The 22,967-nt window shown below is 69.5% G+C and carries 22 protein-coding genes; 12 read left to right on the top strand and 10 right to left on the bottom strand.

Annotated elements, in window-relative coordinates; all coding sequences use genetic code 11:
• Positions 1 to 75 precede the first annotated feature (75 nt).
• The 7 genes from ACYVLP_RS14065 to ACYVLP_RS14095 all read left to right on the top strand — a co-directional run bounded on the left by ACYVLP_RS14065 (position 76) and on the right by ACYVLP_RS14095 (position 8,340).
• Complete coding sequence (locus tag ACYVLP_RS14065) at positions 76 to 1,047, top strand: carbohydrate ABC transporter permease (RefSeq protein ID WP_460627967.1); 972 nt, start codon at positions 76 to 78, stop codon at positions 1,045 to 1,047.
• Positions 1,044 to 1,967 (top strand): carbohydrate ABC transporter permease, encoded by a 924-nt coding sequence (locus tag ACYVLP_RS14070; protein WP_460627968.1) that lies wholly within the window; start codon positions 1,044 to 1,046, stop codon positions 1,965 to 1,967. Before ACYVLP_RS14065 ends, ACYVLP_RS14070 begins: the two co-directional genes overlap by 4 nt.
• Position 1,968: 1 nt before the next feature.
• A complete protein-coding gene (gene nagZ / locus ACYVLP_RS14075) occupies positions 1,969 to 3,489 on the top strand; it encodes a beta-N-acetylhexosaminidase (RefSeq protein WP_460627969.1) in 1,521 nt (506 codons plus the stop codon).
• Complete coding sequence (locus ACYVLP_RS14080) at positions 3,486 to 4,637, top strand: ROK family protein (RefSeq protein ID WP_460627970.1); 1,152 nt, start codon at positions 3,486 to 3,488, stop codon at positions 4,635 to 4,637. The genes nagZ and ACYVLP_RS14080 overlap by 4 nt, the downstream gene beginning before the upstream one ends.
• Complete coding sequence (locus ACYVLP_RS14085) at positions 4,637 to 5,416, top strand: glucosamine-6-phosphate deaminase (protein ID WP_460627971.1); 780 nt, start codon at positions 4,637 to 4,639, stop codon at positions 5,414 to 5,416. The genes ACYVLP_RS14080 and ACYVLP_RS14085 overlap by 1 nt, the downstream gene beginning before the upstream one ends.
• A 532-nt stretch (positions 5,417 to 5,948) precedes the next feature.
• The gene (gene dnaB, locus ACYVLP_RS14090; protein WP_460627972.1) at positions 5,949 to 7,778 is read left to right on the top strand and encodes a replicative DNA helicase; all 1,830 of its coding nucleotides are present in this window, start codon (positions 5,949 to 5,951) and stop codon (positions 7,776 to 7,778) included.
• A 193-nt stretch (positions 7,779 to 7,971) separates the two neighbouring features.
• A complete protein-coding gene (locus ACYVLP_RS14095) occupies positions 7,972 to 8,340 on the top strand; it encodes a nuclear transport factor 2 family protein (protein ID WP_460627973.1) in 369 nt (122 codons plus the stop codon).
• A 206-nt stretch (positions 8,341 to 8,546) separates the two neighbouring features.
• Here ACYVLP_RS14095 and katG read toward each other — a convergent pair whose 3' ends face one another.
• The 3 genes from katG to ACYVLP_RS14110 form a co-directional block, all read right to left on the bottom strand.
• Positions 8,547 to 10,736, bottom strand: a complete 2,190-nt coding sequence (katG, locus tag ACYVLP_RS14100) for a catalase/peroxidase HPI (RefSeq protein WP_460628149.1) — start codon at positions 10,734 to 10,736, stop codon at positions 8,547 to 8,549.
• A gap of 57 nt (positions 10,737 to 10,793) precedes the next feature.
• Complete coding sequence (locus tag ACYVLP_RS14105) at positions 10,794 to 11,237, bottom strand: Fur family transcriptional regulator (protein WP_460627974.1); 444 nt, start codon at positions 11,235 to 11,237, stop codon at positions 10,794 to 10,796.
• 72 nt (positions 11,238 to 11,309) lie between these two features.
• Positions 11,310 to 11,663 (bottom strand): hypothetical protein, encoded by a 354-nt coding sequence (locus tag ACYVLP_RS14110; protein WP_460627975.1) that lies wholly within the window; start codon positions 11,661 to 11,663, stop codon positions 11,310 to 11,312.
• A 96-nt stretch (positions 11,664 to 11,759) separates the two neighbouring features.
• On the opposite strand from ACYVLP_RS14110, the gene ACYVLP_RS14115 reads away from it, so the two are divergent.
• The 3 genes from ACYVLP_RS14115 to ACYVLP_RS14125 all read left to right on the top strand — a co-directional run bounded on the left by ACYVLP_RS14115 (position 11,760) and on the right by ACYVLP_RS14125 (position 13,423).
• Positions 11,760 to 12,173: a VOC family protein gene (locus ACYVLP_RS14115; RefSeq protein WP_460627976.1), complete on the top strand. Its 414-nt coding sequence runs from the start codon at positions 11,760 to 11,762 to the stop codon at positions 12,171 to 12,173.
• A gap of 98 nt (positions 12,174 to 12,271) precedes the next feature.
• Positions 12,272 to 12,799 (top strand): glycine cleavage system transcriptional repressor, encoded by a 528-nt coding sequence (locus ACYVLP_RS14120; protein WP_460627977.1) that lies wholly within the window; start codon positions 12,272 to 12,274, stop codon positions 12,797 to 12,799.
• A gap of 42 nt (positions 12,800 to 12,841) precedes the next feature.
• The gene (locus ACYVLP_RS14125; protein WP_460627978.1) at positions 12,842 to 13,423 is read left to right on the top strand and encodes a GNAT family N-acetyltransferase; all 582 of its coding nucleotides are present in this window, start codon (positions 12,842 to 12,844) and stop codon (positions 13,421 to 13,423) included.
• Positions 13,424 to 13,527: 104 nt separating this feature from the next.
• Here the strand turns inward: ACYVLP_RS14125 and ACYVLP_RS14130 are convergent, their stop codons facing one another.
• The 4 genes from ACYVLP_RS14130 to ACYVLP_RS14145 form a co-directional block, all read right to left on the bottom strand.
• Positions 13,528 to 14,913, bottom strand: a complete 1,386-nt coding sequence (locus ACYVLP_RS14130) for a glutamate decarboxylase (protein WP_460627979.1) — start codon at positions 14,911 to 14,913, stop codon at positions 13,528 to 13,530.
• 38 nt (positions 14,914 to 14,951) lie between these two features.
• The gene (locus tag ACYVLP_RS14135) at positions 14,952 to 15,668 is read right to left on the bottom strand and encodes a hypothetical protein (RefSeq protein WP_460627980.1); all 717 of its coding nucleotides are present in this window, start codon (positions 15,666 to 15,668) and stop codon (positions 14,952 to 14,954) included.
• 99 nt (positions 15,669 to 15,767) lie between these two features.
• Entirely contained in the window at positions 15,768 to 16,739 is a 972-nt protein-coding gene (locus ACYVLP_RS14140) for a helix-turn-helix transcriptional regulator (RefSeq protein ID WP_460627981.1), read from the bottom strand.
• A 221-nt stretch (positions 16,740 to 16,960) separates the two neighbouring features.
• Positions 16,961 to 17,641, bottom strand: coding sequence for a TetR/AcrR family transcriptional regulator C-terminal domain-containing protein (locus ACYVLP_RS14145; RefSeq protein WP_460627982.1), 681 nt, complete (start codon positions 17,639 to 17,641; stop codon positions 16,961 to 16,963).
• A gap of 94 nt (positions 17,642 to 17,735) precedes the next feature.
• On the opposite strand from ACYVLP_RS14145, the gene ACYVLP_RS14150 reads away from it, so the two are divergent.
• On the top strand, positions 17,736 to 18,773 hold the full coding sequence (locus tag ACYVLP_RS14150; RefSeq protein ID WP_460627983.1) for an NAD(P)-dependent alcohol dehydrogenase: 1,038 nt from the start codon (positions 17,736 to 17,738) through the stop codon (positions 18,771 to 18,773).
• A 42-nt stretch (positions 18,774 to 18,815) separates the two neighbouring features.
• Positions 18,816 to 19,736 carry an amidohydrolase family protein gene (locus ACYVLP_RS14155; RefSeq protein WP_460627984.1) on the top strand — a complete coding sequence of 307 codons (921 nt, stop codon included), beginning with the start codon at positions 18,816 to 18,818 and terminating at the stop codon, positions 19,734 to 19,736.
• Positions 19,737 to 19,797: 61 nt separating this feature from the next.
• Here ACYVLP_RS14155 and ACYVLP_RS14160 read toward each other — a convergent pair whose 3' ends face one another.
• The 3 genes from ACYVLP_RS14160 to ACYVLP_RS14170 form a co-directional block, all read right to left on the bottom strand.
• The gene (locus tag ACYVLP_RS14160; RefSeq protein WP_460627985.1) at positions 19,798 to 20,931 is read right to left on the bottom strand and encodes an alpha/beta hydrolase family protein; all 1,134 of its coding nucleotides are present in this window, start codon (positions 20,929 to 20,931) and stop codon (positions 19,798 to 19,800) included.
• 183 nt (positions 20,932 to 21,114) lie between these two features.
• The gene (locus ACYVLP_RS14165) at positions 21,115 to 21,945 is read right to left on the bottom strand and encodes an ABC transporter permease (protein ID WP_460627986.1); all 831 of its coding nucleotides are present in this window, start codon (positions 21,943 to 21,945) and stop codon (positions 21,115 to 21,117) included.
• The gene (locus ACYVLP_RS14170; RefSeq protein ID WP_460627987.1) at positions 21,942 to 22,889 is read right to left on the bottom strand and encodes an ABC transporter ATP-binding protein; all 948 of its coding nucleotides are present in this window, start codon (positions 22,887 to 22,889) and stop codon (positions 21,942 to 21,944) included. Before ACYVLP_RS14170 ends, ACYVLP_RS14165 begins: the two co-directional genes overlap by 4 nt.
• Positions 22,890 to 22,967: the final 78 nt, after the last annotated feature.

Genomic DNA, 22,967 nt, shown 5'->3' on the forward strand with positions numbered 1-22,967 from the left:
GACAGCACGCTCGGCGGCCGGCCCGCACCTCCACGACGGACCGGCCGCCGGGCACCAGGCTCGAAAGGCAAGCCCATGACCTCGACGACCACCACGCCCACGCCGACGCCACCCTCGGCCACGAGCGGACTCGTCTCCGCCACCACTCCGACCCGGCCGCGCACGAGGCGCAGCCGTCTGCCCCTGCTGTTCGTCGTCCCGACGGTGATCCTGCTCCTTGCCGCGCTCGGCTACCCGGTCGGCTGGCAGATCGTGACGAGCTTCCAGCACTTCGGGATGCTCCAGCAGTTCGGCCAGCCCCCGGAGTGGGTCGGGTTCGACAACTACAAGGCCCTGCTCACGGACTCGACCCTCTGGGTCATCGTCGGCCGCTCGATCGCCTTCTGCATCGTCTGCGCCGTCCTCACGGTGGCGGTCGGCCTCGGTCTCGCCCTGCTCATGCGGGCCGTGACGACCGCCGCACGGCTCATCCTCCAGATCGCGCTGCTGTTCGCCTGGGCCATGCCGGTCGTCGCCACGATGACCGTCTGGGTCTGGCTCGTGGACTGGCGCCGGGGGGTGCTCAACTGGCTCCTCCAACAGGTCGGCATCGACGCTCAGGGCCACAACTGGCTGGCGTCGCCGCTGTCCTTCTTCGTCATCGCGGCGGTCATCGTCGTGTGGATGAGTGTGCCGTTCGTCGCGCTGTCCGTGTATGCCGGGCTGACCCAGGTCCCGCCCGACGTGCTCGAGGCGGCCGAGATCGACGGCGCCGGTGGCTGGCAGCGACTGCGCTACATCATCATGCCGCTCATCGCGCCCGTGATCTCGATCGTGCTGCTGCTCCAGCTCATCTGGGACCTGCGGGTGTTCACCCAGATCAAGCTGCTCCAGGACGCCGGCGGCGTCGCCAACGACACCCATCTGCTCGGCACGTACATCTACCAGCTCGGCACGGGCACAGGGGAGTTCGGGATGTCGAGTGCCGTCTCCATCCTCATGCTGGCTATCACCGTCGCGGTGAGCTGGTACTACGTCCGCTCTCTCATGAAGGAGGAGACCCGATGAGCGCCCAGACCATCGCGTCGACCCCCTCGACGGAATCCGCCGCCCCCTCGACGTCCTCGACCGGATCGACCCGTCCCGGACGGTCTCCACGCTCGACGCGCCGCGTGCTGCTGTCAGTCCTGGCCGTCGTGCTCGCCCTGGTATGGGTGTTCCCGGTGTACTGGATGGTCAACTCGGCGTTCCTCGACAAGTTCACGCTCCAGCAGACCACGCCGACCTTCCTGCCCTTCGGTGGGTCGCTGGACAACTTCAAGGCCATCTTCGACGACTCGGGATTCATTGGGGCGCTGGGCATCTCGCTGACGGTGACGCTGATCACCGTCGCGGCCGCGATCGTGGTGGCCTTCCTGGGCGCGCTCGCCGTGAGCCGGTTCCGCTTCCGCGGTCGCATCTCGTTCATCCTCGCGCTGCTGCTCATCCAGATGCTGCCCGCAGAGGGCCTCTTCATCGCGCAGTACAAGATGATGAGCACCGTGGGTCTGCTCAACAACGTGATCGGGCTGTCGCTGCTCTACACGGCCGCAGTGGTGCCCTTCACGATCTGGATGCTGCGCGGGTTCGTGGCCGGCGTGCCCATCGAGCTCGAGGAGGCCGCGATGGTCGACGGCCTGTCCCGCACCCAGGCCTTCCTGCGAATCACCTTCCCCCTCTTGGCACCCGGGCTCATCGCGTCGGCCGTCTACGCGTTCCTGCAGGCGTGGAACGAGTTCACCGTGGCCCTGGTCGTCATGACCGAGGACCAGACGCGGACGCTGCCGTTGTGGCTGCGTGGCTTCATCCAGGCGAGCGCGACTCGCGAGACGGACTGGGGCCAGGTGATGGCGGCCTCGACGGTCGTGGCGATCCCTGTGATCATCTTCTTCATCGTCGTCCAGGGACGGATGAGCAGCGGCCTCGTCGGCGGGGCAGTGAAGGGCTGACATGAACACGCACACGGAGGCGCTGCGGCGCCTCGTCCTCAGCACGCTCATGCCCGGTTTCGTGGGCACCAGCGTCCACGAGTGGGTTCAGCGGGAGTATGCCGCCGGCCTGGGTGCCGTCTGCCTCTACGGAGCGAACGTGGTCGACCCCGCCCAGCTCGCCCTTCTGTGCGCCGAGCTGCGGGAGGTCGCTCCCGACCTGCTCGTGGCCGTCGACGAGGAGGGCGGCGACGTCACGCGCCTGCACTACCCGACCGGCTCGACCCAGCCCGGCAACGCCCTGCTCGGCAGGCTCGACGATACCGCGCTGACGCGTGAGTCGGCGGCGACCATCGGCCGCGAGCTGACGGCATACGGGATCAACCTCGACCTCGCCCCGGTCGTCGACGTCAACTCGGCCGACGAGAACCCGGTCATCGGGGTCCGCAGCTTCGGGGCGGAGGCGACCCTCGTCGCGCGACACTCGGCGGCGTACATCGAGGGGATGCAGTCCGTCGGGGTTGCCGCGTGCGCCAAGCACTTCCCGGGCCACGGTGACACGGTGACGGACTCGCACCTCGACCTGCCTCGGGTGGACGCCGAGGCCCACGTGATCGACGCACGGGAGCTCGAGCCGTTCCGGGCCGCGGTCGCGGCCGGGGTGGCCAGCATCATGACGTCCCACGTCATCGTCACCGCCATCGACCCACAACGGCCCGCGACGTTCTCACCCACGCTGCTGCAGGGAGTGCTGCGGGAGCGGCTCGCCTTCGAGGGCGTCATCGTGTCCGATGCCCTCGACATGGCCGGCGCCAGCGCCGAGACCGGCATCCCCGAGGCCGCGGTCCGCGCCCTCGTGGCCGGCTGTGACCTTCTCTGCATCGGCTCGGAGACGACCGAGGAGGAGTTCGTCGACGTGGTCGATGCGGTCCTCGAGGCGATCGAGCAGGGCCGGCTCGAAACTACGCGAATTGGGCAGGCCGCAAGCCGCGTCCAGGCCCTCGCGGAGAAGTACCCTTCACATGGCTGGCGTCCGCCGCACGGCGACGTCAGCGACCCGAGTCCCACTCCCTCCACAGGTGACTCGGGTTACCCCGACTCGTCGGAGAGTCACCCCGCGCTGCCACCCAGCGAGGTTCGACACTCCGGCGAGTCGGCTTGGTCGACCGACACGCTCGTCGCCGGCTTCGACATCGAGCCGACCGTGCAGCCGTGGCTCGACACCCCGGGCGACGCCTACCTCGTCCAGGTCGCCTCGCAGCCGAACCTCGCCGTCGGGCCGGTCGCCTGGGGCCCGAACGCTGCCGGGCTGACGGTGGCCGAGGAGGACGTGCCGCCCGCCGCCAAGGTGGCGGTTGTCGGACGTGGGCTGTCGAGCACGCACCCGATCTGGGCGGTGGCCGATCGGCTTCGCGCTCAAGGACATCCGACGATCGTCGTCGACTGTGGCTGGCCCCGTGGCGGTGCCGACCTCGTCGTCTACGGGGGTTCCGTGGTGGTGGCTCGCGCACTGGGCCGCTACCTCGGGGTCGCTGCCCCGTGAGTGGTGGAGTCAGGCTCGGGATCGACATCGGCGGCACGAAGACGGCAGCAGCCCTCGTGGACAGCGACGGCACCGTCCTGGCGTCCCGCTCAGCCCCGTCGGGACGCGGGCGCGCGGAGGTCGTGGAGGTCGCCGTGCGACTGGCGCGCGAGCTGCTCGACGAGGCTGGGGACCGCAGCGCCGGCAGAGACATCGCGGGTGTCGGTGGAGCATCGCCTCGGCCCGTCGCGGTCGGGGCGTGCATGCCCGGGCTCGTCGACCCGTCGACGGGACGAGTCCGCCATGCAGTGAACCTCGGAGTCGAGTCCCTCGATCTCGCAGGCGAGCTCGGGAGCGCGCTGGGTGTTGCGGTTGCGGTGGAGAACGACGTCAAGGCGGCTGCGTTGGGGGCCTGGCGTCTTCGGGCTGACTCCGGGAGGGCGGCGCCCGGCGAGGTTCTGGCCTACCTGAACCTCGGCACGGGTCTCGCCTCCGCCGTCGTCCGCGACGGTGTTGTCGTCCGCGGCATCGACGGAGCCGCCGGAGAGATCGGCCACCTGCCGATCGGCGGCGACGCCCCGTGCACCTGCGGCCAGGTCGGGTGCCTGGAGACCGTCGCGTCCGGCTCGGCCCTGTCCCGCCTCTGGCCGGAGTCGCGGCGCTCGGTTCGCAACCCGTTCGTCGCGGCAGGCGCTGGGGACGTCGTCGCTGCTGCCGCCGTCGACGTGCTGTGCACAGGTGTGGGGCTCGCCATCCAGCTGCTGGCGCTCGCGTCTGGTGCGGAGCACGTCGTCATCGGCGGCGGCCTGTCGGCGTTGGGCGAGCCTCTCCGAGAAGGCATTCGGGCCGATCTCGCGCGACGCGCGAGGACCTCGCAGATGGTCGAGGCCCTGGACCTCCCGGACCGGTTCGAGCTGATCGACGCAGGTATGCCGGTCGCCGCCCTCGGTGCCGCGTGGCTGGGGTGCCCCGTGGCTGAGGAGGCTGCGGGGGCTGTGGGCGCTGCGGGGGCTGTGGGCGCTGTGGACGCGCCTGCCCGCCACCAGGCGGTAGCGGACGGACCTGCCGAGAACGGCGAGAACGGCATACGCGCCGGTGTCGCGGACGACGCGCCGCGCAACGGGCGGAGCGGTAGCCCGGGCCTCGCCCGCGATGAGAGAGTGGGCTGATGGAGGTCCTCGTCCAGCCCACCCCGGCCGATGCGGCCCGACGAGCGGCCGAGGTCGTGCTCGAGGGCCTGCAGGCGGCTGGGCGCGACGAGCCGACGCTGGGCTTGGCGACCGGGTCGTCACCGCTCGGGCTCTACGCAGAGCTAGCCCATGCCGTGTCAGAGGGGCGCCTGGACCTTTCTCGCGCAAGGGGATTCGCGCTCGACGAGTACGTCGGGCTCCCGGTAGGACACCCACAGTCGTACCGTGAGGTGCTGCTCCGCGAGGTCTGTGCCCGGCTCGGGCTCCCGCCCGACAGGCTGCATGTGCCTGACGGTTCGGGGGTCGACGAAGCGGCGCTCGCGGCCGGCGCCCTGAGCTATGAGCGGCTCATCCGCAAGGCGGGCGGCGTCGACGTGCAGATCCTCGGGATCGGGGCCAACGGCCATCTCGGCTTCAACGAGCCGGGCTCCTCGCTGTCGTCACGCACGAGGGTGAAGCGGCTGTCGGACCGGACCCGTGCGGACAACGCGCGGTTCTTCGACAGCGCCGACGCCGTGCCGACCCACTGCGTGACGCAAGGACTGGGCACGGTTCTTGACGCAAAAAGCTTGGTACTCATAGCAACTGGACCCCGGAAGACCGATGCGATCGCGGCGGCGGTCGAGGGACCCTTGTCGGCGTCCTGTCCCGGCTCGGTGATCCAGTGGCACGCGGATGCGACGGTGGTCCTGGACGAGACGGCCGCCGCGAAGCTGCGGAACCGCGACTACTACGACGCGTCTGCCGCCGGGCTCTGAGGCGGCGTGGGGGGCCTTGGAGGGCTCGCGAGGCCGGGGTCACCGGATTGCGCGGTCGTCGGCAGGCGTGCGGCAGGGCTGGGGGCGGGCCGGAGGCGACCGGCGGGTCCGGGAGGCTCAGTCGTCGGGCCCCTGGCGGAGCGGTCAGTGGGCGATTCGCTCCCGATTGTGCCTGTGGACAGACGCACAGGGGTCTGGAACATGTTCTCCACATCCCGTGGACGGGCGTCTACGCAGGTCGCCGTGCATGACTCGTCGACGGGGTCGACGACTGATCACAGTTGTGCACACACGTTCTCCACACCTGTTGACGGCGTGTCGCCGACCGGCGTCCACGGGTTGTCCACAGGCAACACGCCGGGTCTTGCCGATCTGGTTGTAGGGCTCGACCGGCCCGCCCTACGGTTGCACGGTGCTCCTTCGGGGAAGGCAGCGTCGGGCGGGCTGGAGGGCCCCGCGACATCGATGTCGGTGGTCGGCGTTCTACTGAGTTGCACCAGCGCTATTCGCAATGTCAGGGGAAGGGGAGCACGTGTCGCTCGACGAGCTGAGCACCAGCGCGTTCGCGACCACGTCGCGTGAGGGAGGGCCGCCGGACGACCGGCTGCCTCCTCAGGACGTGGGAGCGGAGCAGTCGGTGCTGGGGGGCATGCTCCTGTCGAAGGACGCGATCGCCGACTGCGTCGAGCAGCTCAAGGGCACCGACTTCTACCGTCCCGCGCACGAGCTCATCTACGACGCGATCCTCGACCTCTACGGGCGCGGCGAGCCCGCCGATGCGATAACGGTCGCCGACGAGCTGACCAAGCGCGGCGAGCTCCCGCGCGTGGGTGGGCAGGCATATCTTCACCAGCTCATCGCATCGGTGCCGACGGCGGCGAATGCCGGGTACTACGCGCAGATCGTCGCCGAGCGCGCCGTGCTGCGGCGTCTCGTGGAGGCGGGCACGCGGATCGTCCAGCTCGGGTACGCCCAGGGCGGCGGTGACGTGGAGGACATCGTCAATGCCGCCCAGGCCGAGGTCTACGCCGTCGCTGACAAGCGTGGCGGCGAGGACTACCACGTCATCGGCGACATCATCGAAGCCACGGTCGACGAGATCGAGGTCGCCTCGGGCCGCTCCGGCGAGATGACCGGTGTGCCAACGGGATTCACCGACTTCGATGCGCTGACCAATGGGCTGCACCCCGGTCAGATGATCGTCATCGCCGCCCGCCCGGCCATGGGCAAGGCGCTTGCACTAGATACACCTCTGCCGACTCCCGATGGCTGGACGACTATGGGCGAGGTCGCCGTCGGTGACTTCGTGCTCGGTGCCGATGGCCGGCCCACGCGGGTCGTGGCCGCGACCGAGGTGATGTCGGACCGGCCGTGCTATGAAGTGGAGTTCTCCGATGGCTCCGTTATCGTCGCCGACGAACAACACCAGTGGTCCGTCGTCCTCGACAGGTCAGCAGCCCGCGTGCTCACCACTGCGCAGGTGCGATATGCCGCCGAGGTGGGTCACGTTGTCACGGTGGAGCGAGCGCCTGGGCAAGGCGTGACGCGACGTGGTGCAGCGGAGTGGAAGTTCAGCCGCGTCGAGCCAGTGACGTCGGTGCCAGTGAGGTGCATCGAAGTCCAGGCAGCGGATCATCTGTACCTGGCGGGCGACGCGATGATCCCCACTCACAACTCCACCATCGGCCTCGACATCTGCCGGTCGGCAGCCATCAAGCACAAGATGGCCGCCGTGGTGTTCAGCCTGGAGATGAGCCGCACCGAGATCACCATGCGCATGCTGTCCGCCGAGGCCGGTATCCAGCTCCAGCACATGCGCAAGGGCACCATGCGCGAGGAGGACTGGACCCGCCTCGCGTCGACGATGGGCCGCATCTCGGATGCGCCTCTGTTCATTGACGACTCGCCGAACATGTCGCTGATGGAGATCCGTGCCAAGTGCCGTCGGCTCAAGCAGCGCAACAACCTCAAGCTGGTGGTCATCGACTACCTCCAGCTCATGTCGTCGGGCAAGCGGGTCGAGTCACGTCAGCAGGAGGTCTCGGAGTTCTCGCGCGCGCTCAAGCTGCTCGCCAAGGAGCTCGAGGTGCCGGTCATCGCGATCTCGCAGCTGAACCGTGGTCCCGAGCAGCGCACCGACAAGAAGCCTCAGATGAGCGACCTGCGTGAAAGTGGGTCGATCGAGCAGGACGCGGACATGGTCATCCTGCTGCACCGGGAAGCCGCATACGAGAAGGACTCTCCCCGAGAGGGGGAGGCTGATCTCATCGTGGCCAAGCACCGTAACGGGCCCACCGACACGATCGTCGTCGCCTTCCAGGGTCACTTCAGCCGGTTCACCAACATGGCCACCAACTTCTGATCTCTCTCGCGGCTGAGCAAGAAGGCATGCCTACACGATCCAGCCGCGGGTGGGTTTGGTGGGCACATCGAGCCCGGTGGTCTACGCGATCACGCCCGTGCTGGATCTCGTAGGACGTCTCCTCCCCGGTGAGCTGAGTCGGCCGGGCTCGGTCCCTGAGAGCGTTGTCGGTGGGTTGTGGAAGCGTCGGAGGATGGACGCGCCCACGATGATGGTCAGGCTCGCAGGTGTCATCGACGCGCACGAGTGGGACCAGCTGCCAGCCTTGCTGCACGACGAGTTCACCTGTCGCTTCGTACACACCGGAGAGACCTTCGACAGACCCGGCTGGGTGCGGCTCAATGCGGAGTATCCCGGCTTCGAGCATCTCGTCCTCGAGGACTGCGTCGGCTCGGGCGACAGGGCCGCCGGGCGCTCGCATGTCACCGGCTACGTCGGCGAGCAGCTGGAGCACTATGAGGTGGCGACTTTCATCACGCTGCGCGATGGGCTCATTGCCGAGATGACCGAGGTCTGGGCCGACGTCGGCGTGCCACCGCCTCCGGGCACCCGTCCAGCCTAGGGCGGGTGAGACGGGGCGCCCAATCGACCGGGGGTGGGTGAGACGGGGCGCCCACTCGACCGGGGGTGGGTGAGACGGGGCGCCCACTCGACCGGGGGTGGGTGAGACGGGGCGCCCACTCGACCGGGGCGGGGCGGCAAGACGAACGAGATCGCCAGCGAAGGCCCGGGTCGGCGCCGCACGCCGACCCGGGCCCTCGCCATGGGTCACTTCTTGACGTCGAAGCGGTCCGCGTTCATGACCTGCGCCCACGCGGCGACGAAGTCACGGACGAACTTCTCCTTCGCGTCGTCGCTGGCATAGACCTCGGCGAGCGCCCGGAGCTCGGAGTTGGAGCCGAACACGAGGTCGACCCGGCTGCCGGTCCACGTCTGCTCACCGGCGGCGTTCGTCGCCGTGAACTCGTCAGCGGCCTCCGTGGTCGGCTTCCACGTCGAGCCGAGCTCGAGGAGGTTGACGAAGAAGTCGTTCGTCAGCGTGCCCGGCCGGTCGGTGAGGACGCCGACGGTCGAGCCTCCGGAGTTCGCTCCGAGGACGCGCAGGCCACCGACGAGGGCCGTCATCTGCGGGGCAGACAGGCCGAGCAGGTTCGCCTTGTCGATGAGGAGGTACTCCGCCGGCAGGTTGCCGCCCTTGCCGAGGTAGTTGCGGAAGCCGTCGGCACGGGGCTCCAGGTAGCCGAACGAGTCGATGTCGGTCTGCTCCTGCGACGCATCGACGCGCCCCGGCAGGAACGGCACCGAAACAGTGACGCCGCCCGCCGCAGCGGCCTGCTCGACACCGACGGCGCCGCCGAGGACGACGAGGTCGGCGAGCGAGACGGTGCGCTCGGAGCCGTCGTTGAAGCCGGCCTGGATGCCCTCGAGCGCGCGTAGCGCCGTGGCGAGGTCGGCGGGGTCGTTGACGTCCCAGCCGCTCTGGGGCTCGAGGCGGACCCGGGCGCCGTTGGCACCGCCGCGCTTGTCGCTGCTGCGGAACGTCGAGGCCGAGGCCCAGGCGGTTTTGACCAGCTGCGACACGGTCAGGCCCGACTCGGCGATCTTCTGCTTGAGCGTGGCGATGTCGGCATCGGTGAGTGGCGCACCGTCAGCCGCAGGCAGCGGGTCCTGCCAGAGCAGCTCCTCCTGCGGCACCTCGGGCCCGAGGTAGCGCGCGACCGGGCCCATGTCGCGGTGCGTCAGCTTGAACCACGCACGCGCGAACGCGTCCGCGAACTCCTCGGGGTGGTCGTAGAACCGCCGCGAGATCTTCTCGTAGGCCGGGTCGAGGCGCAGCGCCAGATCGGTGGTCAGCATCCGGGGCTCACGCCGGCCGTCACCGAAGGACTCCGGCACCATGTCGCTCCCGGCGCCGTTCTTCGGGCGCCACTGGTTGGCCCCGGCAGGGCTCGAGGTCAGCTCCCACTCGTAGGCGAAGAGGATGTGGAAGAACTCGTTGTCCCAGCGGGTGGGGTGGTAGGTCCAGGTGACCTCGATGCCGGAGGTGATGGCGTCGATTCCCTTGCCCGTGCCGAAGGAGTTCTTCCAGCCGAGGCCCTGCTCCTCCAGCGGGGCACCTTCTGGTTCCTTGCCGACGTACTTCAACGGGTCGGCCGCACCGTGGGTCTTACCGAAGGTGTGGCCACCGGCGATGAGAGCGACCGTCTCCTCGTCGTTCATCGCCATCCTGGAGAAGGTCTCGCGGATGTCGCGCGCGGCCGCGATCGGGTCGGGCGTGCCGTTCGGGCCCTCGGGGTTGACGTAGATGAGGCCCATCTGCACCGCGGCGAGCGGGTTCTCGAGCTGACGGTCCCCGGTGTAGCGCGCGTCTCCGAGCCACTCGGTCTCCGCACCCCAGTACACGTCGTCGTCCGGCTCCCAGACGTCCTCGCGCCCGCCGCCGAAGCCGAACGTCGGGAAGCCCATGGTCTCCAGGGCGACGTTTCCGGTCAGGACCATGAGGTCGGCCCAGGAGATGCTCTGGCCGTACTTCTTCTTGACCGGCCACAGCAGGCGACGCGCCTTGTCGAGGTTGCCGTTGTCGGGCCAGCTGTTGATCGGCGCGAAGCGCTGCTGCCCGGCGCCGGCGCCGCCGCGGCCGTCGTGGACGCGGTACGTCCCGGCGCTGTGCCACGCCATCCGGATCATCAGGGGGCCATAGTTGCCGAAGTCAGCAGGCCAGAACTCCTGCGAGTCGGTGAGCACGGCGGCGATGTCGGCCTTGACGGCCGCAAGGTCGAGGCTGTTGAAAGCGGCCGCGTAGTCGAAGTCGGCGCCGTTGGGGTTCCCCTCGACCGGGTTCTTCGCGAGGATCCGCAGGTTGAGACGGTTGGGCCACCACTCCTGGTTGCCCGTCCCGGCCGGGCGGGTGGCCCGGTCCCCACCGAAGGGGCACGTGGCGGCCTCCGGCTCGTTCATCTCGCCGACCTCGGCGTTGGGCGTGTGAAGCTCAGACACGGGAACGTCCTTCTTTCATCAGTGGGCACTTGCTGAGGCGACCTCGGGCGCGCACGAAGGGCACAGGCCCCAGTACGTCACCTCGGCCTGTTCGATCACGAATCCGTGGTCGTCGGATGCCGTAAGGCATGGGGTCTCGTCGACCGCACAGTCGACGTCGGCGATGACCCCGCACGAACGGCATACGACGTGGTGGTGGTTGTCGCCGACCCGCGTCTCGTAGCGCGCGACCGACCCGGCGGGCTGGATGCGGCGAGCGAGGCCGGCGGTGGTCAGGGCGCGCAGGACGTCGTAGACGGCCTGGTGCGACACGTCACCCAGCTCGTCGCGGACGCGGCGGATGATCGTGTCGGTGTCGGCGTGCGGGTGCGCGTGCAGGACGGACAGGACGGCCAGGCGGGGTCTGGTGACCCTCAGCGACGACTGCCGCAGCAGCTCCTCGACCTCCGACGGGGTGGGCATGTGGCCGAGTCTTGCCGATGATCTTGAATCAATCAAGTCTTAGTTTGAGACGCCGCGTGGACCCCCGCGAGCTCAGCCCGGCGGGTGGGCGCGGTGTCCGACGAACTCGTACGCCTCCTCGACCATCACGTCCCAGTCGGCCTCCCAGGCTTCACAGGACGCACTGCCCTCGGCTGTGCCGAGCACCACCCACTCGCGCATCGGTCGGCCCTTGCCCGCCGTGAACGGTGTGCCGCGACCAGCCGCGACCAGATCGGCACACCGCGCCGCCGGCAGCTTGAGCACGAGCCCAGCGTCCATGAGCATCACGAAGATTCGGCCGTCGACCCGAAGCCCGGCCGTGCCGCCGAAGCCGGTCCCCGCGCTCACGTCGGGCAGCGCAAGGTAGTCGTCCGCGAGGCGCTCGAAGTGCTGGCGTGGTGTCATCACAACGCCCCTTTCATCGACCTTCACCGCCAGCATGGACCGAGGGTCTGACAACGGAAGGTCCTGCTGCCGATTCGCCTAGCGAGGGAGACCGAGATGGCTGACTATCCACGGCTGCTGCACACGGTTCTCGATACGACCGACGTCCGAGGGCTGGCGGAGTTCTACCGCGAGCTCCTCGGGCTGCAGTATCGCCCGGGCGACGAGCCCCCGGCAGACCACAGCGCCGACGATGCGGACTGGCTCGTGCTCGTCGACTTCGACGGCGTGCGCAAGCTGGCCTTCCAGCTCGTCGACCGGCTGGAACGGACGACCTGGCCCGAGCACGACGTGCCGATGCAGCTGCACGTCGACTACACCGTCAGCAGTGTCGCCGAACTGACCCGACACCGTGACCGCGCGCTGTCCTTGGGGGCGCGGCTCCTGCTCGACCGCACCGACGAGGAGGCCGAGCCCCTCTATGTCCTCGCGGACCCGTCCGGTCACCCCTTCTGCATCTTCGTCGCCTGACGGGCGCCCGTGACCCGCGCCCGTGGCCGGCGCCACCGGACCGGCGCCCGCCGGCGTTCACGCGGGCGGACAGAGCGGACCCTCGATACGATGCATCCGTGCCCAGACTCGTGCTCACCGTCATCGGCGACGACCGCGCCGGCCTCGTCGAGGCGCTGTCCGACGTCGTGTCGGCGCACGGCGGCAACTGGGAGCACAGCCAGCTCGCAGAGCTCGCGGGCAAGTTCGCCGGCATCGTGGTCGTCGCGGCGCCCGCTGACCGGATCGAGGCCCTGACCGCATCGCTACGCGAGCTCGACGGACTCCTCGAGGTGTCGGCGCAGCACGGCACCGACGCCGACGCGGGTATGCCGGACCGCGACCACCGGCTCGCGATCGACCTCATCGGCAACGACCATCCAGGCATCGTCCACGACGTCTCGCGCGCGCTGGCCAGGCACCACCTGTCCATCGAGAAGATCGACACCGCGACCCGGGACGCGCCGATGGCCGGCGGTCGCCTGTTCGAGGCACACATCGTCGTCGCAGTTCCCCGCTCGGCCGACCCGGCAGCGGTCCGCGCCGACCTCGAGCGCATCGCGACCGAGCTCGTCGTGGAGATCGCCGTCACCGACGGTGCCGGGTGAGCCCACGCCTGTCGACAGTCGTCCGAGGGTGAGCGTGGCCCGATGACCATCGAGATCAAGCCGGCGACCCGAGCGCGGTTCGACGACCTGGCCACGATGCTGGGACCGAGGAACCCGACGTCTTCGGTCTGCTGGTGCCTCAGCCATCGGCTGGACTCGAAGACGAACGCCGGTCTGGTCGGACCGGCCCGGGGCGAGTACGTCCGACGCCTGGCCGGTCGCCGAGTCGCCCCGGGGGTTCTCGCATATGACGATGGAGTGGTCGCCGGATGGGCCGCCGTCGCACCGCGTTCGGAGCTGCCGTTCGAACGCTCGACGAAGATCCCGCACGTCGACGACCTGCCGGTCTGGTCGATCTGGTGCATCCGCGTCCGGCCCGGCTTCCGAGGACGAGGAATCGCCCACTCGCTCCTGGCGGGAGCGGTCGAGTATGCCGTCTCCAAGGGTGCGCCCGTGGTCGAGGGGTACCCGGTCGACAACCACGGGGAGAAGGTCGACCTGACTATGGCCTACGTCGGCACCCGCTCGTTGTTCGAGCAGGCCGGATTCACCAAGGCTGCCGACACGACGTCGGTGTCCGGCGGTTTCCCCCGCGTTGTCATGCGCCTCAACCCTGCCCGCTAGACCCCGCAAACACACCGAGCAGTCGCAGACTCTGCTGGTTATTACCGTCGACGTTGGCGACTGCTCGGTGTGTTGCCTCAGAAAGGGCGGGCCCGGGAACCGTGCTAGTGCCCCGGTCCGGTGATCATCTGGCGACGCTCCGACTCGTGGGCTCCGCCCTTCTTCGCGAGGGTCTCGCAGGCGGCCTCGATGTCGCGCGCGAGCGTGTCGACGTGCTCGCGGCTCAGGGTCTCCTTGACCAGCGCACGCATGATCGTGACGTCCTGGGCGTTCGGAGGCAGGGTGTATGCCGGCACCATCCAGCCACGCTCGGCGGACAGCTGCCACGCGATGTCGAACTCGTCGTAGCCCGGGTCCGAGGACAGCCGGAACGCCACGAGCGGGAGCTGCTCCTGGTCGCGACCGATCAGCTCGAAGCGGCCCATCGCTTCGAGCTTCTCGCCGAGGGTTCGGGCGTTCTCCTGCATGTTCCGCATGATGTAGGCGTAGCCGGCACGGCCGTATCGCACGAAGTTGTAGTACTGCGCGAGAACCATCGCCGACCCGGTCGAGAAGTTCAGCGTGAACGTCGCATCGGTCTTGCCGAGGTAGTTCTCCTCGAACACGAGGGGCTTCGCGAGGTCCGCCTCACTTCGGAAGACCAGCCAGCCGATGCCCGGGTAGACGAGGCCGAACTTGTGGCCCGAGACGTTGATAGAGCGCACCTGCTCCAGCCGGAAGTCCCATTCGGAGTCCGGATAGAGGAACGGCCAGACGAACCCCCCGCTCGCGCCGTCGACGTGCAGTGGGACGTCGATCCCGCGCGTGGACTTGATGTCGAGCAGCAGCTTGTTGATCCCGACGATGTCGTCCCGGTGCCCGGTGAAGGTCGTGCCGAGGACCGCTGCGACGCCGATGGTGTTCTCGTCGACGAGCGGCGCGACGTCCTCGGGACCGATCGTGTACTTGCCCGGCTGGAGCGGCACGATCCGCGGCTCGACATCGAAGTACTTGCAGAACTTCTCCCACACGACATGGACGTCCCCGCCGAAGACGAGGTTGGGCGACTCGGTGGACCCGCCCTCGGCCGCGCGACGTTCGCGCCACTTCCATTTCAGGGACAGTGCGCCGAGCATGATCGCCTCGGAGGATCCGACGGTGCTCGTGCCTGTCGTCGGCCCCGGGGCGTGGAAGAGGTCGGCGAGCATGCGGATGCACCGCTGCTCGATCTCGGCTGTGCGGGGGTACTCCGCGTGGTCGATGAAGTTGCGGTGCAGGTTCTCGGCGATGAGGCGCTGTGCCTCGGGCTCCATCCACGTCGTGACGAACGTTGCGAGGTTGCGGCCCGGATCGCCTTCAAGCGCAAGGTCTTCCGCAACGAGACGCATCGCGTCGGTGGGCGACATCCCACCGGTGGGGAACTCGCGGCTCGGCACCTCCTGCGTGATGAAGCGGTTCCCGAACAGGGCTGCGTCGGCTGTCGGGTCGGACGTGTCGGGCTGGTGGGGCATGGTTCTCCTTCGTTCGGTGAGGGCCTACGGATCGGAGGTCACGGTTCTGTGGAGGTCACGGGTCTCGGGACGTCTCGTCGCGCCGCCACGTCGTGCGCCCAGGCGGGCAGCATCAGCGCGGCCCCGACGAGGAAGCACACGGCGCCGAGCAGCGTGCCGGCCAGGGACCATGGCACGTCGACCATCTGGCCGGTGCTGGGCAGGACGAAGCTGGCGATCGCGGACGCCATGAACAGGATGGAGCCGACCATGTTCACCCATGCGATCCACCACGGCAGCGAGCGCGGCCGGTAGGTGAGGAAGCGGCCGAGCGCGAGGATGGCGAACGCGCTCGCGATGAGAAAGAGCGTCGAGCCGACGAAGTCGGGTCGCCAGACGCGGCGGTCCTGCTGCGCGACGGTCGCATTGTGCAAGAGCGCGGCGAACGTGCTGACGTTGAAGCACAACGTCCCGGGGAACTGGGTCGCCGCGGCCAGCCAGTTGCGGTCGTGGGGCAGCCATGCCCGGAGGCGCACCGGCTCCCTGACGCGCTGTCGCCGCTCGTCGACATCCGTCATGGCCGGCGACTGCGCCTGGAGCAGCTGGCCGAACGACGCGGAGGTGAAGAAGATCGAACCGATGAAGTAGGTGACGGAGTCCGCTGTGCCACCGACGGCGTCGATGTATGCCGGGACCGAGCCCAGCACGAAGCAGGCCGAACCGATCATGAACAGCCACGCGACGGCGGTATTGAGACCGGCCGGCTTGAGTCTCATGTCGCCCCCTCGACAGGTCCTGGCGCGTGCGTCGCCCTCCCATGGTCCACCCTGCCGGAGGGCCGAACCAGGTTTCGCGGGAAGTAGGCCCTGGCCGCGCTACCCGTCGGCCGCCGCCGCGAGCGCCCGTTGTCCGAGCTCACGGACGGCGTCGCGCAGCTCAGGGCACTGGACGACCCGGTACGCCGCGGGCAGCCGGGTGAGCTGTTCGGCATACCAGCGCGGGTTGCTCGTGCTGCCCACCAACCGTGTCGTCGTCCGGCCGTCGGACGACTCGACGGCCTCGAGCCGTCCCATGGCCCGCGAGATGCAGCGGCCGACGGCGTCGACCGGCGCGTCGATGACGAGCTCGACGTCGTACTCCCAGCCGAGCGCGAGGTGGTCCTCGAGGAAGGCGACGGGGTCGAGGTCGGCAGGAGGCTCGAACGTGTCGTCGAGCACCTCGACGTGGCGCACCCGGTCGATGCGGAAAGCCCTTGTCGCGCCGGAGGGCACGACCCGGCACAGGAGGTACCACCGCCCGTGGCGGACGACGACCGCCCAGGGCTCGACGCGCATCTCCCACTCGGTGCCCGCCTCGGAGCGGTAGCCGAGGCGCGCCTGGAGCCGGCTGGCGCACGCCTGCACCAGCTGGGTGGTCGTCTCTGGATCGGGCCGGGCAGCAGCGCGGTCGGGGGCGGGTGCGGTCGTGCGGCGGACGGCCTCGGCCTGGGCTGCGACCGCTTCGGGAAGGACGCGGACGATCTTGCCGAGAGCGCTGCCGACGGGGTCGGCCGGGTCGCCGGCCTCGTGGTGGCCGTCGAGCACGGCCATGACCAGTCCCAGCGCCTCGGCGGGGTTGAACATCAGCGGCGGGAGTCGCAGCCCGCGACCCACGTGGTACCCGCCGTAGGGGCCCCGGACGGACTCGATGGGTATGCCGGCCTCGCGCAGGATCGCCACGTAGCGCCGCGCCGCCCGCTCGGAGACACCGAGCTTGTCGGAGAGCCGCTCCGCGCTGATCCCGGGGGAGCCTTGGATCAGCTCGAGCGCGAGCAGGGCACGCGCCGTGGGGCTGGCGTCGGGAATCATCACATCACCCCAGATCCGGAAGCGACTCGTCCGGATCGAAGCCTAGCCGCGGCGGCGGACAGTGCCGGACCTGACCGCCGAGCGCGCCGCTCCCAACAGATGATCTCAGCGACTGATCTCAACGACTGATCTCAGCGACACAGCAAGCTGGCGTGCCGGCCTGCAGCTGAGCGTGCCCGCCCTGAGCCGCGGGGACTTCGTATGTCCTTCGGGACCTTGTGTCAGGAGGCCGGGGTCGCGACGGCACGCTCGAGGCCGTCGAGGACCAGGCCGAGGCCGAACTCGAACTCGTCGCCGTAGTCATACCCCGGCTGGAGCACGTGCTCGGTCGCGAGCTCGACGAGGTAGGGGTAGTCGTCCGGCGAGATGGCGGGCATCATCGCCGCTGCCACCTCGACGGCCTCGTCGGCCGTCTCGAACGGCAACGTCGTCTCCTGCAGCACGAACCCGTACACGTACGCGTCGATCAGGGAGAAGGCATGGGCTGCCATCGCCACCGAAAACCCTTGCACACGAAGGCAGCCCACGACGGCGTTGTGGTGTCGGAGAGTCGCCGGGCCTGGTGAGGTCCGCGACTCCATGAGCGGTGCTGCCCACGTATGCCGCCGCAGCGCCGCCCGCTGCGACCGGCAGCGCCGCTGGAGCTCGGACCTCCACGGCCCGCCCACGACAGGCAGGTCGATCTCGGCGAAGACAGCGTCCACCATGCCGTCGACGAGCGCGTCCTTGTTGGCGATGTGGTTGTAGAGCGACATCGCCTCGACCCCGAGGGACTGGCCCAGCCGTCGCATGGTGAGCCCCTCGATCCCATCGCGATCGGCGAGCTCGACCGCGGCGCGCAGGACGCGCTCCCGGGTGAGCGGCATACGGCTCGATGTGGACGTGCCTTGCCGGGCCGGCATGGGCTCCCTTCCGGGGGTTGACGACACATACGGCGTAAGCCTACCGTGGATGCAGGATGACTTACATCGTAAGTCTAAGTTGAGAGGACCCATCATGTCAGCGCCGATCGAGTCAGCTCCGTCCAGCACCGCATCGGCCCGAGCCGATGCCACCATGCGGGCGGTCGTGCAGCGGGAGTACGGGACCGACGCGGCGGCGGTGCTGCGGCTCGACCGCGTCCCTGCGCCACGTCCGGGTGACGACGACGTGTTGGTCCGGGTCCACGCCGCGAGCCTCGACCGCGGGACGTGGCACGTCATGGCAGGGCTGCCGTTGGTCGCCCGGCTCGCCCTCGGCCTGCTCCGCCCGAGGACACTCAACCCGGGTCGAGCCTTCGCCGGCACGGTCGAGCAGCTGGGGGCGAACGTCAGCGGCCTGCGCCTCGGTGACGAGGTCTACGGGACTACAGGGGGCGCCTTCGGCGAGCTCGTCACCGCCCGCTCGCGCCGCGTGGCCCTTCGGCCGACGTCGGTGTCGATGGAGGCCGCGGCCGCGACGACCATCTCCGGGCCGACCGCGCTGCAGGCGGTCCGCGACCGCGCGAAGGTCACCGCCGGTCAGCGGGTCCTCGTCCTCGGCGCCTCGGGCGGAGTGGGGAGCTTTGCGGTCCAGATCGCCAAGGCGCACGGTGCCGAGGTCACCGCCCTGTGCAGCGGTGCCAAGGTCGACTTCGTCCGCGGCCTGGGCGCCGACGACGTGATCGACTACGCGACCAGCGACCTCGATGGCCGTGGCTCGTTCGACGCCATCCTCGACATCGGTGGCAACCGGCCGCTGTCGGTGCTCCGACGGCTGCTGACGCCGTGTGGTCGCCTCGTCATCGTCGGCGGGGAAGGCGGCGGGCCGTGGCTCGGCGGCATCGACCGCCAGTTCCGGGCGAGTCTCCTGTCGCCGTTCGTGGGGCAGACCCTCGGCAGCTTCATCGCTTCCGAGAACGCCGCTGACCTGGACATCCTTCGTGATCTCATCGACAGCGGGCGGGTCGTGCCCGCAGTCGACCACGCCTACCCGATCGACGACGTCGCGGCGGCGATGCAGCACCTGGTCGACGGCCGCACTCGCGGCAAGGTGGTCCTCACCATCGCCTCCTGAGCGCCCGGAGGCCTACGCCGGCTGTGGCTTAACCTGCCTAGGGTGAGCGGGACGTGGGAGACGCAGGAAGGTCGGACGACCGCAGGGCCGGTGAGCGATGCGGAGGTGCCCGGCTACGTCGAGGCGCTGGGGCTGCCGGGCCTCGCCGACATCCATGTGCACTTCATGCCGGAAGAGATGCAGCAGAAGGTGTGGTCCTTCTTCGACGGCGCCGACGAGAACTACGGCACCTCGTGGCCGATCGCCTACCGCGACTCCGAGGAGCAGCGCCTCGCGACCGTGCGGCGCCTGGGGCTCAAGGCGATTCCGGCCCTGAGCTACGCACACAAACCCGGGATGGCGCAGTGGCTCAACGCGTGGGCGGCCGACTTCGCCGCCCGCGTGCCGGACGCCGTGCACTGTGCGACGTTCTACCCGGAGCCTGGTGTCGAGGCCTATGTCGACGACGCGCTGGGCGCCGGCGCGCGCCTGTTCAAGCTGCATGTCCAGGTCGGTGAGTTCGCGCCGGACGAGGTGGCCCTCGACGGGGTCTGGGCGACCCTCGAGGAGGCGCAGGTCCCGGTCGTCATCCATGCGGGCTCGGCGCCGCTGCGGGGCACGCACACCGGGCCACGGGCCGTCGCGACGGTTCTCTCCCGGCACCCTGGCCTCGTTCTGGTCGTCGCGCACCTCGGGATGCCGGAGTACCACGAGTTCGCCGACCTCGTCGAGACCTACGAGGGTGTCCATCTCGACACGACCATGAGCGCAACGGACTTCACAGACCGGTTCGCGCCGCTGCCAAGCGACTACGTCCGGCGCCTGGGGGCGCTCGCCGACAGGGTCGTGCTGGGCTCCGACTTCCCGAGCATCCCCTACCCCTATGCCCACCAGCTCGAAGCGCTCGCACGTCTCGGCCTCGGTGACGACTGGATGCGGGCCGTCCTGTGGCACAACGGAGCCCGCCTGCTCGGGCTCGCCTGAGACGCCTCCCGAGCGCAACCCCGCGGTATGCCGGGTGGGGGACTGACGGCATACTGCTGGGTCACGCCATGTGCTCGTCGAGGAACGCCAACGTGCGGCGTATCGACAACGGCCACTGCGACGTGAAGGTATGCCGCTGGCCGGGGTAGACGTAGAACTCGACGTCCTTGCCTTCGTCCTCGAGCGCGGCCACGGTCTCGCGCGACCACGCGATCGGACAGTCCTCGTCGAGGGTGCCGTGATGGATGAGCAGCGGTTCGGTGATGCGGTCGAAGTATGACCTCGGGCTGGTCTCCCGCCAGCTCGACGGCTGCGCCTCGGGGGTGCCCAGCCGGGCGATCACCTGACTCGCCGCTCCGGAGCGCGACGGGTCGCGACGCACCCAGCGGTTGAAGTTGTCGACGGTGTCGGAGCTCACCGGCGAGTAGGCGACGGCCGCGCGGAAGAGGCCCGGACGCGCGACGAGCGCGTTGAAGACGACCCCGCCACCCATCGACCGCCCGATGATGCCGACCCGCTCGGGGTCGACGACCTGCGCCTTCTTGAGCGCGAGGCCGGCGTTGATGGCGTCGACCGTGTAGCCGTTGCGCAGGTTGGCGTCGTTGCTGGGGTCCTTGCTCGACTGCGCGTGGTTCCGGTAGTCGATGTGCAGCGTCACGTACCCGTGCCGACCCAGGTAGTCGCGCTCCCGCAGCATCGTCTCGCCGTTCGTGTACTCCGCGGGGTCCACGTAGCCGTGCGCGAGGACGACGGCGGGGAACGGCCCCGCGCCACGTGGGATGTTGATCCGTCCGGAGATCGTCAGGCCGTTGCTGCGGTATGTCGCGAAGTACTGGCGGTAGGCACTTGTGCTGCCACCCTCGCGCCCCAGCTTCAGGTCGCCGCCGGAGTACGGCGAGCCGATCAGCGCGGCGATGCTCGCGGGGTCGGGCGGGCGTTCGTTGGTCGACCTTGTCGTGGGCCCACGTGGCGCCGGTGCGGTCGGGACGGGTGTGCCGGGGGCGGTCGGGACGGGTGTGCCGGGGGCGGACGACGCCGGCCCGTCGCCCGGGCTGCCGTCAGTGTCACCAGACCCAGCCGACGACGTTGGCGGCGGGGCCTGGCGGCTCGGGGTGCACGCGGTCGCGGGCAACAGCACCGCCAGCGCGGCCAGGGTGGCCACGAGCGGTCGAACGGCCCGGCGACAGTCGTTCACCCATCGAGTCTCACCCCGCGGGCAGGTGACACCTAGCGCCGTGACCAGACTGCAACCTGCGACGTACTCACCAGGGCGGGTGCCTGTCCCTGGCCAGGTCCCGGCCACAGTCCAAAGCCGAGTGGTCGTCTCGATCCAAGGCGTATCGAGACGACCACTCTTTTGGGGTGAAGGGCGCTCAGCTCAGCTGACGCCGGTGGTGACGACGCGGGACCGGTAGAGGCGCATCGACCAGAGGTAGCCGACGAGCGAGATGCCGGCGCACCATGCGAGCGCCACCAGTGCGGTGCCGCCGTCGACCGGGGCGGTGCCGCCGTTGAGCAGCCCGCGCACCGTCTCGATGATCGGCGTGAACGGCTGGTGCTCGGCGAACCACGCCAGCCCAGCCGGCATCGAGTCGACGGGCACGAAGCCGCTGCCGAGGAACGGCAGGAACACGAGGAACATCGGCAGGTTGCTCGCAGTCTCGACGCTCTTGCTCACCAGGCCAAGGGCGATGCAGAGCCAGGTCAGCGCGAAAGCGGTGAAGACGAGCATGCCGACCAGCAGCAGCCAGTCCGACGGCCGGGCCGTGGGCCGGAACCCGAGGCCGAGCGACACGAGCAGCAGGACGCCCATGGCGATCATCGACTGGATGATGCTGCCGAGCACGTGACCGGTGAGCACGGAGCTCGGCGAGATCGCCATGGTGCGGAAGCGGGCGACGATCCCCTCGGTCATGTCCATGGCGACGCTGATCGCCGTGCCCTGGGCTGCTGCTGCCGCGGCCATGACGACGATCGCCGGGGTGACATAGGCGAGGTATGCCGAACGGCCGTCTGCGCCCGACAGCCCGGGCTGGCCGCCCGGCAGGCCCGCGCCGAGCGTGCCGCCGAAGACGTAGACGAACAGCAGCAGGAAGAGGATCGGCATGCCGATCAGCAGGAACGTCATGCTCGGGTAGCGCAGCATGTGCAGCAGCTGCCGGCGGAGCATCGTGCGGTGGTCCTTGAAGGCCAAGGTGACCGTGCTCATCGTGCGACCTTTCGTGAGTCCGTGGTGAGGGAGAGGAAGACGTCGTCGAGGTCGGGCGCCGTCACCTCGAGGTGCTCGGCCTCGATGCCGGAGTGCTCGAGCCGGTCGAGGACCGAGCGGAGCCCGGGTATGCCGTCCGAGCCGGGGACGCTCAAGCTGAGCGTCTCGTCGTGGCGGGTGCCGTCCGGGAACAGCGCCGCGGCGGCGGCCAGCGCGGCAAGATCCGGCACCTGGAAGCGGATCGCGCCACCGGGCACCTGTCGCTTGAGCTCGGCCGGGGTGCCCTCGGCGACGATCCGGCCGCCGTCGAGAAGGGCGATCCGGTCCGCGAGCTGGTCCGCCTCGTCGAGGTACTGCGTGGTGAGCAGGATGGTCACGCCGTCGGCGACAAGGCCGCGCACGAGGTCCCACAGGCCGCGCCGGCTGCGCGGGTCGAGGCCGGTGGTCGGCTCGTCGAGGAACACGACTCGGGGGTCCCCGACGAGGGTCATGGCGAGGTCGAGCTTGCGCCGCATGCCGCCCGAGTAGGTGGCGACCGGCTTACGAGCGACCTCGGCGAGGTCGAACCGCTCGAGCAGGTCGGCGGCGCGGCGCGCGCTCTCGGAGCGGACGAGGTGGTGCAGATCGCCCATGAGCAGCAGGTTCTCGTGCCCGGTGAGCAGGCTGTCGACCGCAGAGAACTGGCCGGTGACGCCGATGACCGAACGGACCGCGGCCCCCTCCGTCGCGACGTCGGACCCGCAGACGCGGGCGGTGCCGCCGTCGGCGGCGATCAGGGTCGACAGGATGTTGACCGTCGTCGTCTTGCCGGCGCCGTTGGGGCCGAGCAAGGCCAGGATCGCGCCCTGCGGGACGGTGAGATCGATGCGGTCGAGAACGACGTGGTCACCGTAGGACTTCTGCAGCCCGATGACCTCGATGGCTGCTTGGTGCTGAACAGACATGGGAGTTCCCTTCTGGGAGAGCGTTTCTGGGCAGGCTCACGCCTACGGCTGGCGTTGCCTGGTGAGTTAGGAGCAGAC

It is taken from the genome of Intrasporangium mesophilum (assembly GCF_054783095.1).

What these genes read in the sequence shown, in the direction of transcription:
- ACYVLP_RS14095 (WP_460627973.1), top strand. Translation starts at nt 7,972, where the DNA reads ATGGACGCGCCCACGATGATGGTCAGGCTCGCAGGTGTCATCGACGCG.
- ACYVLP_RS14130 (WP_460627979.1), bottom strand. Translation starts at nt 14,913, where the DNA reads ATGCCCCACCAGCCCGACACGTCCGACCCGACAGCCGACGCAGCCCTG.
- ACYVLP_RS14165 (WP_460627986.1), bottom strand. Translation starts at nt 21,945, where the DNA reads ATGAGCACGGTCACCTTGGCCTTCAAGGACCACCGCACGATGCTCCGC.
- ACYVLP_RS14115 (WP_460627976.1), top strand. Translation starts at nt 11,760, where the DNA reads ATGGCTGACTATCCACGGCTGCTGCACACGGTTCTCGATACGACCGAC.
- ACYVLP_RS14110 (WP_460627975.1), bottom strand. Translation starts at nt 11,663, where the DNA reads ATGACACCACGCCAGCACTTCGAGCGCCTCGCGGACGACTACCTTGCG.
- katG (WP_460628149.1), bottom strand. Translation starts at nt 10,736, where the DNA reads ATGAACGAGCCGGAGGCCGCCACGTGCCCCTTCGGTGGGGACCGGGCC.
- ACYVLP_RS14145 (WP_460627982.1), bottom strand. Translation starts at nt 17,641, where the DNA reads ATGCCGGCCCGGCAAGGCACGTCCACATCGAGCCGTATGCCGCTCACC.
- ACYVLP_RS14140 (WP_460627981.1), bottom strand. Translation starts at nt 16,739, where the DNA reads ATGATTCCCGACGCCAGCCCCACGGCGCGTGCCCTGCTCGCGCTCGAG.
- ACYVLP_RS14135 (WP_460627980.1), bottom strand. Translation starts at nt 15,668, where the DNA reads ATGAGACTCAAGCCGGCCGGTCTCAATACCGCCGTCGCGTGGCTGTTC.
- ACYVLP_RS14125 (WP_460627978.1), top strand. Translation starts at nt 12,842, where the DNA reads ATGACCATCGAGATCAAGCCGGCGACCCGAGCGCGGTTCGACGACCTG.
- ACYVLP_RS14105 (WP_460627974.1), bottom strand. Translation starts at nt 11,237, where the DNA reads ATGCCCACCCCGTCGGAGGTCGAGGAGCTGCTGCGGCAGTCGTCGCTG.
- ACYVLP_RS14085 (WP_460627971.1), top strand. Translation starts at nt 4,637, where the DNA reads ATGGAGGTCCTCGTCCAGCCCACCCCGGCCGATGCGGCCCGACGAGCG.
- ACYVLP_RS14065 (WP_460627967.1), top strand. Translation starts at nt 76, where the DNA reads ATGACCTCGACGACCACCACGCCCACGCCGACGCCACCCTCGGCCACG.
- ACYVLP_RS14070 (WP_460627968.1), top strand. Translation starts at nt 1,044, where the DNA reads ATGAGCGCCCAGACCATCGCGTCGACCCCCTCGACGGAATCCGCCGCC.
- ACYVLP_RS14150 (WP_460627983.1), top strand. Translation starts at nt 17,736, where the DNA reads ATGTCAGCGCCGATCGAGTCAGCTCCGTCCAGCACCGCATCGGCCCGA.
- ACYVLP_RS14170 (WP_460627987.1), bottom strand. Translation starts at nt 22,889, where the DNA reads ATGTCTGTTCAGCACCAAGCAGCCATCGAGGTCATCGGGCTGCAGAAG.
- nagZ (WP_460627969.1), top strand. Translation starts at nt 1,969, where the DNA reads ATGAACACGCACACGGAGGCGCTGCGGCGCCTCGTCCTCAGCACGCTC.